The sequence below is a fragment of the Novipirellula methanifontis genome, from assembly GCF_052161655.1.
GTDB lineage: Bacteria > Planctomycetota > Planctomycetia > Pirellulales > Pirellulaceae > Novipirellula.
Window position 1 is genome coordinate 6,499,699 of sequence record NZ_CP197418.1, and the last position, 13,566, is coordinate 6,513,264.

Annotated in this window: 13 protein-coding genes; all 13 read left to right on the plus strand. The window is 52.4% G+C overall.

Going from position 1 to position 13,566, the window contains the following annotated elements; genetic code table 11:
- Nucleotides 1-125 precede the first annotated feature (125 nt).
- The 13 genes from SH528x_RS23420 (at nt 126) to SH528x_RS23480 (ending at nt 13,529) form a co-directional block, all read left to right on the plus strand.
- Entirely contained in the window at nt 126-1,625 is a 1,500-nt protein-coding gene (locus SH528x_RS23420; protein WP_442505872.1) for a prenyltransferase/squalene oxidase repeat-containing protein, read from the plus strand.
- 121 nt (nt 1,626-1,746) lie between these two features.
- Nucleotides 1,747-3,606: a sulfatase-like hydrolase/transferase gene (locus SH528x_RS23425; RefSeq protein WP_442505873.1), complete on the plus strand. Its 1,860-nt coding sequence runs from the start codon at nt 1,747-1,749 to the stop codon at nt 3,604-3,606.
- Nucleotides 3,607-4,102: 496 nt separating this feature from the next.
- Nucleotides 4,103-4,441 carry a hypothetical protein gene (locus tag SH528x_RS23430; RefSeq protein ID WP_442505874.1) on the plus strand — a complete coding sequence of 113 codons (339 nt, stop codon included), beginning with the start codon at nt 4,103-4,105 and terminating at the stop codon, nt 4,439-4,441.
- Nucleotides 4,442-4,783: 342 nt separating this feature from the next.
- Nucleotides 4,784-5,491, plus strand: coding sequence for a PP2C family protein-serine/threonine phosphatase (locus SH528x_RS23435; RefSeq protein ID WP_442512167.1), 708 nt, complete (start codon nt 4,784-4,786; stop codon nt 5,489-5,491).
- Between the two features lie 562 nt (nt 5,492-6,053).
- A complete protein-coding gene (locus SH528x_RS23440) occupies nt 6,054-7,163 on the plus strand; it encodes a hypothetical protein (protein WP_442505875.1) in 1,110 nt (369 codons plus the stop codon).
- 953 nt (nt 7,164-8,116) lie between these two features.
- On the plus strand, nt 8,117-8,662 hold the full coding sequence (locus SH528x_RS23445) for a cytochrome P460 family protein (protein ID WP_442505876.1): 546 nt from the start codon (nt 8,117-8,119) through the stop codon (nt 8,660-8,662).
- 259 nt (nt 8,663-8,921) lie between these two features.
- The gene (locus SH528x_RS23450) at nt 8,922-9,728 is read left to right on the plus strand and encodes an endonuclease/exonuclease/phosphatase family protein (RefSeq protein ID WP_442505877.1); all 807 of its coding nucleotides are present in this window, start codon (nt 8,922-8,924) and stop codon (nt 9,726-9,728) included.
- A gap of 99 nt (nt 9,729-9,827) precedes the next feature.
- The gene (locus tag SH528x_RS23455; protein WP_442505878.1) at nt 9,828-10,409 is read left to right on the plus strand and encodes a CPCC family cysteine-rich protein; all 582 of its coding nucleotides are present in this window, start codon (nt 9,828-9,830) and stop codon (nt 10,407-10,409) included.
- A gap of 97 nt (nt 10,410-10,506) precedes the next feature.
- A complete protein-coding gene (locus SH528x_RS23460) occupies nt 10,507-11,106 on the plus strand; it encodes a Clp protease N-terminal domain-containing protein (RefSeq protein ID WP_442505879.1) in 600 nt (199 codons plus the stop codon).
- Between the two features lie 173 nt (nt 11,107-11,279).
- Nucleotides 11,280-11,483 (plus strand): hypothetical protein, encoded by a 204-nt coding sequence (locus SH528x_RS23465; RefSeq protein WP_442505880.1) that lies wholly within the window; start codon nt 11,280-11,282, stop codon nt 11,481-11,483.
- 8 nt (nt 11,484-11,491) lie between these two features.
- Nucleotides 11,492-12,250 (plus strand): hypothetical protein, encoded by a 759-nt coding sequence (locus SH528x_RS23470; RefSeq protein ID WP_442505881.1) that lies wholly within the window; start codon nt 11,492-11,494, stop codon nt 12,248-12,250.
- 293 nt (nt 12,251-12,543) lie between these two features.
- Complete coding sequence (locus tag SH528x_RS23475; RefSeq protein WP_442505882.1) at nt 12,544-13,002, plus strand: hypothetical protein; 459 nt, start codon at nt 12,544-12,546, stop codon at nt 13,000-13,002.
- 98 nt (nt 13,003-13,100) lie between these two features.
- Entirely contained in the window at nt 13,101-13,529 is a 429-nt protein-coding gene (locus SH528x_RS23480) for a hypothetical protein (RefSeq protein ID WP_442505883.1), read from the plus strand.
- The last annotated feature ends 37 nt before the right edge of the window (nt 13,530-13,566 follow it).

Genomic DNA, 13,566 nt, shown 5'->3' on the forward strand with positions numbered 1-13,566 from the left:
GACGCAGGGCAATTCAGGCATCTCCGCGAAATGGCTTGGTTAAGCAATTCACAGTCGATACCATTCACATGTGGTAAACTTCAGCCTAGCGACATCGCAAATCCGAACCACTGGAGTTGATCAAGATGCAGGTTCCACGCCGTCGATCGTTGCGTTCGCCGATCGCTGGATGGCTTGTGAGTTCGATTCTCCATTCCGCCGTTCTACTGGCATTCGCGATGATTGTTTTAACGCCAGCCGTTCGTGATCTTCGGTGGTTGACGATCGAGATTGGGAATGACGAACCGTCGCAATCGGTGGAATTTGAACTTGCCTCGATTCCGATTTACTTCGACGAGGCCCGGGACGAGACCTCGAATGATCCCGATGCGGTTCTCTCCAGCAACGTTTCGCCCAATCTCTTGGAGGAATCCGATCAACCTGAAATGCCGATCGTCTACGACCGAGTGGGATACGGTGAGGTCAAACTGATGGCCAATTTGACCGCAGGCACACCGAGAGCGACCAGGCTTAGCAGTACGGCTAGCTTGTCCGCCTCTTTCGATGGCCGAACCGCAGAAAACAAAAGCCTGTTGTTGAATAAATTCGGCGGAAGCCAGCAAAGCGAAGCGGCAATTGCCCTTGCACTTCAGTGGCTTGCCGAGCACCAAGTCGCCGATGGTGGATGGACGTTCGCCCACGACGAGGTGTGTCTGGGAAAATGCGGTAACGCAGGGCGATTTGCATCCTCACGAAATGGTGCTACAGGACTAACGCTGCTGCCGTTTCTTGGGTCTGGCGAGACTCACATGGCGGGGCAGTACAAAGAGGTTATTGATCGCGGATTGACATTCTTGATCGAGCATCAAAACCTCAGCAGTGGCTCGAATCCGATGGGTGCCTGGCACGAACAAGGCGGCACGATGTATTCGCACTGCCTTGCGACAATTGCTATTTGCGAGGCTTACGCGATGACTGGCGATTCTCGCTTACGAGACCCTGCACAGCGCGGACTAGACTATTTGGTCCAAACACAGGATCCACGCGGCGGGGGCTGGCGTTATGCAACGCACCAACCGGGCGACACGTCCGTCGTTGGTTGGGCAGTCATGGCACTCAAGAGCGGCAAAATCGGAGGCTTAACCGTGCCGGATCAGACTCTCGAAGGCACAGAACAGTTTCTTAACTCGGTCAGTAGCGCTGGCGGTGGAAAATATGGGTATCGGAACCAACAAACTAAGCACGACGGTGGTGCGACCACAACATCGATTGGCGTTTTATGCCGTATGTATCAGGGACTACCGAAAGATAATCGCGGCATCAATCGTGGAGTTAGCTTCATTTCGTCGACGGGTCCGCGACTCGAGAACCTGTACTACAGCTATTACGCAACACAAGTGATGCGGCATGTTGGTGGTCCCCAGTGGGAGCCCTGGAATCGCGAGATGCGAGATTCACTGGTTCAATCGCAATTGACCGCTGGACATGCATCAGGAAGTTGGTTGCCGAATCCGCTTCCGGAGATGGGTGGGATAATGGGCGGCCGTCTCTACTCCACTTGCCTGGCGACGATGATCCTTGAAGTCTACTATCGCCATATGCCACTTTATACGGACCAATCGATCGATGACGACTTTGCGTTGTAGCTGATTGGCGTCATCGATGCTGAGATTCAAACCATTGCAAAAATATTAGTTTGCTCCCTTCCCCGTTGATCCTGACAGGGTCAGACAAGTTTCAGACATCAAAAGCTAATTTGGAATTTCTATGAAAGTTTTTTGCACAGTAATCTTGGCACTTCTTTGTTTCAGAGGCGCCGTGTTCGGCCAAGAACGACCGAATGTCATCATCCTTATGCCTGATGACGTCAGTCACGGTGTATTCACCTATTACAATCCAGATTCAAAATCAAAGACGCCCAATATCGACAGACTGGCAGAGTCAAGTGTCCGCCTAACCGATTTCCATGTGTCGCCCAGTTGTGCTCCTACTCGTGCAGCAACGCTGACCGGCCGGTCCAACAGTGTGTCAGGAATCTGGCACACCATCGCTGGACGAAGCCTGCTAAGAAATGATGAAATCACGATCGCCGATGTATTCAAACACAATGGATACGCAACGGGGATGGTTGGTAAATGGCATCTCGGAGACAACTATCCCTTCAGGCCAAAAGATAGAGGATTTGAGTATGTTGCTTGGACCAAAGGTGGCGGCGTGGGTCAGCAGCCGGACTATTGGGGAAACATGCATCACGACGCCCATTATTGGGTGAACGACTCATTGGTCGAAATGACGGATGAGGATGATGGCATGAAGGGCGCTTTCGTTACCAACTCGATGTTCAACCGATCGTTCGAGTTTATGGAAGCCAATCAGAAAAAGAACAAGCCATTCTTTCTTTATTTCCCAACCGCTGCCGCCCATAGCCCTTGGCCAAAAGCACCCGGTGACGCCCGAGATGGAATTACCGCCAAAGTGGCGACCGTCGAAAATATCGATAAGAATGTTGGCAGGTTAGTAAAGTTCTTGGACGAAAAGGGACTCGCTGACAACACCATCCTCATCTTTTTCACTGACAATGGCAGTGGGGAATTTATGTACCGTGGCGGCAAGATATCGTTCTATGACGGCGGCACAAGAGTTCCTAGTTACGTTCGTTGGCCGGCGGGTGGACTTGGCGGTGAGGGGAATGGGAGAGATGTAACAGCTTTGACATCGCACATGGATTGGTTGCCCACGTTGATGGATATGATCGGCTTGGACGACGTCTCCAATAGACCAGGGAAATTGAAGATGCATGGCCAGAGCTTCAAGGACTTTCTGGACACCAACCCCAGCAATGATCCTGGGTCAGAATTCAAAGACAGGAAAGTAACAATCTGCAATATGCGTAAGGAGAACTTTCAAAAGTATCGGAATCTCTCCGTAAAGAAAGATGACTGGCAGGGGAGCAGCATTGCCCACAAGTGGCGGTTGACACGGTCGGGTGCTAGCTCGGATTGGGAACTATGGGATGTGCTCGCTGACAAAGCTCAGACGAAAGATCTCAGTAAGGATCCCGCGAACTCCGCAATCATTGCGGAGCTTGTTCAAGCCTATGAAGATTGGTACGGACTGGTTGCCGAACGTGAAAACGAATATGCGAGAACTGTCATTGGCCATCCTGCGGAACCAATGACGCAGTTAAACAGCCATGATTTTCACAATCAAGAACTATGGAACCACAAGATTGTGGCGGACGGAAAAACGGGAAGTGGTTACCTGGCTGTCGAATTTGCAAAGCCGGGTACCTATCACTTTGATCTCCGCCGCTGGCCGCAAGAAGTCGAAGACCAATCAACGTTGACAACCGCGCCAGAAGGGAAAGTTTATGACGGAAAGAGCGTTCCGAAGGCGATTGATATCGCGAGCGCACGAATCAAGATCTGGAATGGTGAAGACGTATACGTCGACGAGAAAAAAGACGCGGAGGAGGGTGCCGATGGCGTCCCCTTCACGATCGAGAACTTGCCTGCAGGTCCAGCTTTTGTCCAGACTTGGTTCTATAACCGATCGGGTGATATGGAGGGTGCGGTCTATTACAACTATGTCCGCCCAAAGATGTCATCCGAGAGAGCCGTGAAGTGATGCATTCACGATTGCCCTGATCTCGACTGCGGAAGTGGGTGCATGTCAGGGTTTGTAGCTTACGCAGCCTGGCTCAACTGGGTTGCCCGGCGGAAGGTCGATTGTCCGAGCCGGTTCGTTATCGCACGGACTAGGCGGTCGTCGTCACACAACGCGGCCGCGCGGATCTGTAGGATTGCTTCGCAGGCGATTTTGAGCAGGTCGCTGGCGGCGTTTCCCCGTTTGCAGCAAGCTACTCGGCGGATTTGAAGAAGGCTGTGGAAAACGGCACCGCGCCGCAGCCGGACTGGCTACCATACGATTGGAAGCTCATCAGCGCAAAGTACAAGCAACCGCGATAGGAAAGAGGCGTGCCGCATCACCTCGATTTCCTGTCAGTTACTCAGGTAGATGGCACAATATGACATTTGTCACACGCGTCAATTCACTCGATTTGCCACCGTTGCTGATCCAACTCATTCGGTCGAACCGGTGGTGCCCACCCGATGATCACAGCGTGTTCGACAAGCTATTCGACGAACATTCAGGGGTTACGTTTTATGCTACGTCTCAAATGGAAAAGGAAACCAGCTGGTGGCTCTCGCAGGCGGTAGATGGTTCTTGTCTTCGAGGCCTTGCCGACAGCACTCGGTCACCCGGAAATATTGAACCTTCGCAGACTGTGCTCATCGGTGACGTGGGCATGGGATTCGATGCGCCATTCGCCCTCGATTATCGAACTTCGATCGTGAACCCACGCATCATTCACTATTGCTGGCATAGACACAATATTCACAATCGTTGGGTGGAAATCACACCCAACTTATCGTCCTTTTTAGGTATCCTCAATCTGTAATGGCTATCTATCCGTTGCACCCGACCCGCGCGGGTTCTACTCACGGCATATTTTCAGCCAAACCGTTTGTATAATTTCATGACCGCCAAGATGATTGTTGAGTTAGCTGTTAAGACCGATAGTAAACTCGAATTTCCATACGCGGAATTATCGGGCAATTTCTTATGGCACCCAGACGTTCTTGTTCGATTTTGCCGCGCCGGGAAACTGCAGCCACAAGGGCTTCGCCTTAACTTGCAGAAACATGCTTTCCTCGATCAGTTAGACGAGCAGGAATTGGAAACGGCTCTTTGCGAAGCGAGCCCGAAAATAATCGAACGTATTACATCGCAGCTACCGGGGATGTTGGAGGACACGGCATATCGATGCTTATCTCCGGAAGAAGCTCCGGAGTTGGGAGCTTTCGACATTGCTGCAAAATGCCAACCATTGTTGCCCCTGATTCGCGACTTTGTCGATTACGTCCCCCGTCACGACGGATCTCTGCTTCTCGTTCGCGGCTGGGCAGTTGGGCTGAACGTTTACACTACGATCGACGCTATTAGGGCTCGGACTGCGATCCGCTCGGTAGCCGCCACCTGCAGCGATCCCGGCGAGATTCTGACGCGGGTTAATCAGATTCTCATCACGGATCACACACGCGATGCCATGGTACCGACCCAACTTACAGTCTTGAGTCCGGACAGACGGACGATTCAGATCGCCAATGCAGGGGCACACGGATTTCTATTAGATCGGTGCGGGAACTTGAAAGACGGAGTTGAGATGGAGCTTCCACTTGGCGTCTGCGAAGACCAGAACTATTCTGCCGGACCGCCGACTCAAGTCGTAGCTGGCGACATATACGCCAGTTGTAATGATGGGATACTAGAGGCCGAATCGACCGTGTCAGAGTTTTTTGGCCAAGATGGACTCGTCAGCTTTCTTGACCGCAACCGTTCACTTAGCGCACAAGAGACGATCGAGAAACTATTTGCGACAATCTCTCAAGACCTTCCCCGTGGCCGCCCCAGCGACGGATTGGCAATCGCGGTCGTGAAGATTAACTGAAGACCTCTTAGCGGCCGTGGTCTAAACCTCAACACATTCACGCCAGTCCCATCAACTCGTCAAAAAATGTCGTTTCTGAACTGAGTATCAACGACCCTTTTTCGCTTCGTGGAATCGTGTCGCTCGATCTGCAAAGGTGTCTTGACCGAAGCCTTGGAGCGAATTGGTTTCGTGCCGGCAGTTGGACCAACTTTGTAGATTTGGGCGTCGTTAACAGACACAGCTAATGGCGACGGAACGGCCTTTGCCACGTCAACCTCCCGACATGTCGGTCCTCTGCCTAGTCTCCAGCGGGGCGCGGCGAGACTTCGGTGACTACAATTTGCGGGAAGCGATCCCTCGAGGCAGGATGCAAGTGGTCTTCAATTCTCGTCGCTCAGAACTAAATCAAGAATTTCAATAAACTCATTTTCGAACAAGCCCTCCATCACGATCCCACGTGTTAGTGTACCGGTGTCGCTATCAGTCGAAAGCCTAGCGATATCCGCACCAGTAGCCTCTGACGCTTGGCTGCATCCTTTCACCAAGTAGTCGCAATAACCGATCATCTTTCCGAACTATCATGAATCCGAAATCAAATTTTTCGTCTCCAACGATCGCGGCTCTGACCATCTTCGCCGCCGCTGTTCTGACCGCATCATGGCAGGCAGTCGCTCAATCACCTCCGGCAAAGACAGCTACTACGTGGCAGGATCTAGGATACAACGAACTCCCCGAGGGGATTTCCACTGACGTGATTCCCCTGTTTGAAGGACTGAACGAATCCCGTGGAACTTGGTCGTTCGATGGGCAAGTTGCCCTTGGCGATGCTGCGACACCCTTGAACGGCAGCCTGCAAATCATGGGCAACCCCAAAGGGGGAATGATTGCGGGCTGGCAAATGGTTTGGAGCTGGCCCGCTAAGGATCCAAGGCAATCGATCTTTTACACGATCGCGGCATTACCTCGCAAACCTGCATTTGACCTGATGCTGATTCGAATGGGCCCCGTGAAAAATTCCGAAGCAGGTAAAACCAAACCCAAGATGAAGCCCACCATGTTTCAAGGAACATGGGATCTGGAAAACAGGACGATTGCCTGGACTGAATCCGACTTGCCCAACCGATTCAACGGGCAGCCTGCGAAGCAGGACTCCTCAGAACCAAGGCAATCGTTCGACATGGTCGTAGCGGCCGACGGAAAGATTTCGATACGAAACAGCAAACACACGCCTCAAGGGCAAATCGTAAACGGCAAGACGATCCTCCGTACAAGCAAGGCGTCTGCGCAACCTGTCACCCTGACCGGCAAACATAGCTTCAAGACCGCGGCTGAAATAGCTGATCGCCGAATCAAACCCTGGGTGCCGCCGCAAGCCACGGAAATCTCTCTGCTGAGTGAGCGCGGCGGTCACTTCGCGCGATACAAGGTGGCGGCAGCGGATCTCATGAAGTTCCTAGACCAACTTTGGGAAGTCAAAAATGACAGCACGGCCCATAAACGCGAGACGATGTCAGGCGAAGGCGAGCCAGCCAACCAGGAAACAATGGCCCGATTCTTGAAGGCTACCGGATGGAAGCCTCTCGACAAGGCCATGATCTACTACAGCCCGTCAAAGGCGAATGGTGCCATGACCACTTACTACTATGACCGGGAAACTGGAATCGCATATCACGAGAGAGGCTATTGGTAGTGTCCAGCCGAACGACTCCAAGGTCTGCTCACCGCGTCTTGTTCGGCGTGCGGATTTTGGATGTGCGAATGACGCGGCTCGATGAATCCCGCGCCCGCTCAACTGCCAAAACGGCTGGAGAACTACCAGTATGCTGAACTTTGGTAGGTCCGCCCGGTAGTCGGGTCGTGATAGTACGTGTGACCACCGCCGTTACTCGCGGTGTAGGAATACACGACAGTCTCCTTTGTCACGCCCCATCCGAGCCGCCCGATCGGTTTACCGATATGAGTGGGGTTTATGCGGCTTCTGTCGCTGAAGGAGTCAATCGCCTTCCCATTTCTAGCAAAGCGTTCGTTAAGGAAAGTGTTGAGGTCTTGCTCCAAAATCGTGTAGGTGGCGTAGTGATCGAGTAAGTCCCGCTGCAAGGTTATGTCGGCAGCGGTGCCTACGTAACTGAGACATCGATGCGGCAAAAAAAAACGTCAGAGTGCTCCAGTTTTATCGACCATTAGATCGAAGGTGAAAACTCGGAAGTCGGCCATCGGTGCGTGCCAACGACTACGGCAATTATCGCTTTCACATTGTTGCTTCCGGTTGCTGCAACTGCTGTGGCCGCATTAGTGCAGGCCGCAGCTTCCTCAACAACCATGTCACTGTAATCGGGCGACTCAGAAACGTGGATCACGGTTTTGAGCCAAAGAAAGTAATACGTTGCTGTTCAATCTTTCCGAACGCCGAGTCGCACAACCCCAGCACGGTGGAGCTGATATTTCGCGTACATGTTGGACAAATCAATGCGTCCACCATGAAAATTTGTGAACCCATTTGCTTGACCCGGGATTCCAATTCGCTGATACTCGGTGAATTCCCAAGAGGTGATAAGCTCCCATCACACCAGCGATAACATTTGCTGTGTCATAGGTCCGACCAGCGATAATTACCTCGTTCCCCGTTTCGAAATTGTTGCGACCATGCCACGAAAAACCGTTGTCACGTTCGCATTCGCGTCGCTCGCAGTGACAATCGCTTTGGCGACGGAACCTTCCGATTCCGAGTTGGTCCGAGACGCAACCGACTTGAAGAATCTCATTCGTATCACGGACGAGCCACATGAGATGGATGACTCGATTAACCAGGCCTGTCGGCCTCTTGGGTTCAACCCGACACTCATCCATGATGGATACGGCGAATCCGCATTCTGCAACGTCTACGTGAACAAAACGGGAAAACGTGCATTGATTGACGGACTGGACCGCTACCCACAGGGATCAATGATCGTAAAGTCGAAACTGAGATCCAAGGGTGATAAGGAGCCGGAGCTTTACACGGTGATGCAAAAGATGGGAACAACATTCGACGCGAAAAACGGAAACTGGGAATACTCTGTCATCGATGGACACACACGTCGTATCCTTGCGTGTGGACGCATTGACTCTTGCATCTCCTGTCACGCTCGATACGTTAAGACTGATTACATTACTCGCGCCTACGTGAAACAAGACAGCGGGGAACCATGAATTGCACTGAAGTATGCGAGTTAGGTGACTTGGCCACCACAACGTCTACCGCGTGTGCTCGGTGATGCCGGTCGTTACATGGAGTGATGTGAGACGCCTACGTTTTTCCAAGCGTGTGTGGGTACGCGCAACGATTCTTGTGCTCGCGGTGATCCTCGTGCCGTTCGTAGTCAGCCGAATTATGAGTTTGTGGCGATGCGTCGCCATTTACAACTCTGGTCAGACAGAGATACGAGCAGACGGCGATATTCCAACGTCAATGAGAGTGGCCTGCTTCAACATCGCGCATGGCCGCGGTACCGCTACTTCAAATTGGGACGGCGGCGACTACCACGTTCGCATTTCGCGTCTCGACGAAATTGCAGCACTGCTCCGGAAACTTGATGCCGATATTGTCATCCTCAACGAGGTCGATTTTGACGCCTCGTGGAGTTTCCGTACGAATCAAGCTCGTTACCTAGCCAACAAATCCGGATATTCTCACTGGGTCGAACAACGCAATCTTGACTTTCGTGTCTTGTCCTGGACTTGGAGATTCGGCAATGCTGTCTTGAGCAAGTATCCCATCACTGACGCGCAGCTCGTGGATCTGCCGGGCTTCTCCTCGTTCGAGACGCTACTCGCGGGTAAGAAACGCTCAGTCGTATGTGACATCAACTTGGACGGACTGCCGCTACGAGTCGTGGCTGCGCATCTCTCCCACCGCAGTGAATCGCTCCGTGTGCAATCCGCGGAAATTATCACGTCACTCACTGGTCAGAGCACCAGGCCAATCTTAGTCGCTGGAGACATGAACTCCGCGCCATTAGGCTTCCCCAGCTCTGTAGTCGACGAGAGCGGTGGAAATGCCATAGAGAAGTTTGACAAATGTGGCTACTTTCGTCGTGAACCCAGCTGTCGGGGAACTGACGACCGCCAATTCACATACCACTCTAACAATCCCCGGTCGGTGATCGATTGGATACTCATACCAGTTAACTGGGACTACGCCCAACACCAAGTGGATCCAACGGTGCTTTCGGATCATCGACTCGTCTATACCGACATTGATCTGTCTGATCTATAATGACCATGAAACAATGGCATGAAAGCAGAGCCGCCGATCGCGCGTTTTCAAGTAAGATATCAACCGCGACGGCTCGGTGACGCCAACCGTTCAACTGAAATGGCAGACTCCAGACCCTCATCAACCAATTCACACTCGATTGCTTGTCCCTGCTGCGGATACGCAACACTGGATGAACGCGGCGGATGGGATATTTGCCGTATCTGCTGGTGGGAGGATGACGGACAGGACAACCACAACGCCACAGTCGTTACTGGTGGTCCTAACTCGAACATCTCACTTGCCCGCGCGCGGCTTAACTTTATTTCGCACGGCATTTTCCAGCCTAGCCGCGACGACCTCCACAATAATCAAGACCCGGTCGATGGCGTCACACAACTACGCAAGTTCTTATATTCATCGAGCGAACAAACCCTTTGTGAGCCTGGTTCCGGATGGCATGTTTCCATAGCGCAACTCGACGACGACGCCAGACGAGCGTATTTATCGATTGGCGATGCTATACTGTACCGTCGTCGCTATCTGGACACCGCAACGCTCGTCGGCATGGTGCAAACCGTGAATTGGGACGCTAAAATGAACCAATGGACATACCGGCTCGTTGACGCTGAATCGATACCTGTCGGCAAGACTTTCACCGCAGCTGACCTTGAGTTTCACACTGTCTCAGACGGCGAATAACCAGGCCCTGTTACGAAGCCGGGCTTACACGCGTTTTGACAGTTGAAAATCAACTTTCGCGGCCCGCAAAACCTAAACGTTATCCGACTGAAGATCGATGCTTACAGACGTGCCATCATCGTTCCCGGATTGCATCCAGTTTTGCAAATCGCATCACTGGATGGATGACGCTGTCGGAACGATCGCGGTTGCGGACATTAAAGCGCAGGACACGTCTTGTGAATTCATCGGAACAGAGCACCTCTTATTGGCGTTACTCGCCTACACAAGCCACGCAACAATTTTGTTGCAATTCCACAATCCCCGCACCATTTCGGGAATCGTCAAACAGATTGAAAACCTCTCTCGTGCCACTCCGTCCGTACCAACTTCGAAGCAACGAACGAACTTCGCAATAGCGTTCGCTCGCCGACAAATTCGGCGATTTCTCAGTGTCCCTGCTTCAGTTCCTAATCCAGATCCAGTTACTGTTCGTGAATTGACACCTAGAACGAGAAAAGCAGTCGAGACCGCAACATTGCTCGCCTCAACGGATCTAAATTGGAGCGATGGTAATGTTCGGACGGAACACCTTCTATTTGCATTGCTATCCGATTCGGAATCGGCTGCATATCATTTGCTCATAAACTTCGATGCCACATACACAAAAATACTCTCAATTGCCCGCGGTGTTGCTAAGTCTGAACTGAACAACTAGCAACAAGACTTCACAGCCCACTCGAAGCGTAGCGTAGTTAGTTTGATAACCAAACGGTGCACCACTGATCCGGACTTGCCAAACTTGGCCATCGAAACGTCAGCCACCGGATCACGGTGACCGTCAACGTTCTGCGACTAAAAACACACCACTCCTACGACTCGACACCAAACATGAACCCACCTCTTCACGCCTTCGTCGTCGCACTTGCGACACTTGGCCTCGCCCCTTATGTAAATGCAGATAGCCCAAAATCGACACTTGAGTTTCGTCTGGCGGTCATGGAACCATTCGTTGCACCCGCGTCCCGGTGGCCGGTCGACTTTATACAACAACACAATCTACCAGAACCGGGTAACCTCGGTCGTTATGTGTAAGAAATCCTATGAACGCTGATACACTCACCTGGCCGCGCAAATCGATTTGCATGCGTCCTTCGTCGTTGGACGTGCTATCAATCGCCACCGACATCTACGATCGCACCTGCCGCACCGACTTTGATGCGCCGGGCTTCTGCGTCGTCAACGTTGGCAACTCAATGGATTCCGTTGCTTTTCGTCAACTGATGGTCGATCTCAAACGTTCAATCGCCGGAGTTCACGAATCTAAAACGGACAGCACACTGATCTACCTGTCTGCCGCGCGATTCGACCAACAAGAAACAACACGCCCTCATCTTGATGGTGGCCCGGATGAATGCTTCCTTATGTTGGGTTACGAACCCAGCGAGGTGGACGCCGAACTCGAAATCTCGGACTATGCAAAATGCGCGTTCGATCTCGACCTGTCGCCCAAGGAATTCATGGCGAAACACAATCCAATGTTTCAATCCGGCTACGAATTGCTTCGGCCGTATTCCACACGCATTCCATGCTTCTCGCGAAACGATTACCAAATCATCTGCGTCAACAATTCATCCGCACCGTTTTCTCAAGACCCACCGATGTGGCAGGGCACTCTCCATACGGCCACGATTTTGACTCCCAATGAATCAAAACGCCGTGTGATCAACTCCACGATGATCGCTTTGGCACCTGCAGGCACTCCTGATACAATCACGGAATCTCAACAGAAAGAATTTGTCACTACTTCGACGGTCCGTCGCCGCGGCTACGATAAACAGCATCTCGAAGACGACACATAACCATGGCAATCGGGATAGTAGCCCGGATTGCTCCGGGGCCCCTCCCACATCATAAAAGCATGCGGGTCCGCTACTCGGGCGAATCCCCGCGAGGATGCAAGCTGTTGCCAACGCTCTTCTAGACTCAGTTAACTTTCACTTTTCAAATACTCATTCGATAACGCACGCTGGACTCCCGACGTCTTGGCAAGACGCCACGGGCCTTTGCCGCTATAGGCGAACGGTCGGGCGTCCCGGTACGACAAGCCTAGTGACATCAGCTTGTGAAGCTTAGTTTTCCTCACGATGAACCTATGACCGACCCTCAGCAAACAGCATCGGCTCGCGTGATGCTCGCGATTCTGTTCCTGGCCGTACCTGCATGCGATACGGCGACGCCGACTCCAAGATCAATGTGGACTACTACCGAGCAGTTTGACGCTGATGTCGAAGAGTATGGACGGCGTAACGGTCCGCCGCTTCTCAAGGTGGTGTCTGCGGACACGGGCGAACCCGTGCCAAATGTTTTTGTAGGCATGACCTTGATTGGCCCTGATGGCGGCGATGGTGGTTACCAACAGTTCTTGACTGGCCCCGATGGCGTCGCCCCCCGATGGTTGCCACTTACTCCCGGACGGTACCAATTCCATTTACGGCCCCATCCCAATTCACGTTTTGTACACACTGAGTGGAGACGATCCGATCCCTACGTCGTTGTATCCGATGCTGGCGATACTACCGTACCTACACTCACCATTGACACGGACGGATAACCAGCGTTTGCAGCGAAGCCGGAAAACGTGGGTTGGCTCGCTTCGCTCTGCACAGTTGTTTCCCGCCCCACTGAACCTTGACGTTCGTCGATGAAACTATGATCGCGCCCCCGACCGAAGACGACTGGCACAGCGAACCTTGGTGCCTGGATGCAAAGGCCGCGTACGAGCGGTTCAACGGTAAGACTATTGAACAAGCGGTTTCCATGATCGCCGCCGACGCGCTCAACCGTGAAGAGGACCTGATGTTCATGCCAGCGATCTGTTTCCGCTACTATCTTCCGGCGTACCTTGAATACCTGTTGTCCGACGCATCCCAAGGTGATTCTGACGGTGCTTCATGCGTATTTGGACTAATCGATCATCGACTCGACGACATTGTGGGTGATGCGATCCTATTGCGCAACGTGGTTCGGACGATTGCGCATGTGCGTGAACGACAATCGTGGTACGATGCAGACAAGTCGATCTACGGATCATTTAAACGCAAGGCCGACCGGATACTTTGCAAATTACAATCCGCGTGACGAGTGCGACGAACCATGGGTTGGACGCGGAGGACTC

Bases quoted from the DNA above. Each gene is read 5' to 3' on its own strand.
- SH528x_RS23470 (WP_442505881.1), top strand. From the start codon at position 11,492: ATGAACGCTGATACACTCACCTGGCCGCGCAAATCGATTTGCATGCGT.
- SH528x_RS23440 (WP_442505875.1), top strand. From the start codon at position 6,054: ATGAATCCGAAATCAAATTTTTCGTCTCCAACGATCGCGGCTCTGACC.
- SH528x_RS23455 (WP_442505878.1), top strand. From the start codon at position 9,828: ATGGCAGACTCCAGACCCTCATCAACCAATTCACACTCGATTGCTTGT.
- SH528x_RS23445 (WP_442505876.1), top strand. From the start codon at position 8,117: ATGCCACGAAAAACCGTTGTCACGTTCGCATTCGCGTCGCTCGCAGTG.
- SH528x_RS23460 (WP_442505879.1), top strand. From the start codon at position 10,507: ATGCTTACAGACGTGCCATCATCGTTCCCGGATTGCATCCAGTTTTGC.
- SH528x_RS23450 (WP_442505877.1), top strand. From the start codon at position 8,922: ATGAGAGTGGCCTGCTTCAACATCGCGCATGGCCGCGGTACCGCTACT.
- SH528x_RS23420 (WP_442505872.1), top strand. From the start codon at position 126: ATGCAGGTTCCACGCCGTCGATCGTTGCGTTCGCCGATCGCTGGATGG.
- SH528x_RS23425 (WP_442505873.1), top strand. From the start codon at position 1,747: ATGAAAGTTTTTTGCACAGTAATCTTGGCACTTCTTTGTTTCAGAGGC.
- SH528x_RS23480 (WP_442505883.1), top strand. From the start codon at position 13,101: ATGATCGCGCCCCCGACCGAAGACGACTGGCACAGCGAACCTTGGTGC.
- SH528x_RS23475 (WP_442505882.1), top strand. From the start codon at position 12,544: ATGACCGACCCTCAGCAAACAGCATCGGCTCGCGTGATGCTCGCGATT.
- SH528x_RS23465 (WP_442505880.1), top strand. From the start codon at position 11,280: ATGAACCCACCTCTTCACGCCTTCGTCGTCGCACTTGCGACACTTGGC.
- SH528x_RS23435 (WP_442512167.1), top strand. From the start codon at position 4,784: ATGTTGGAGGACACGGCATATCGATGCTTATCTCCGGAAGAAGCTCCG.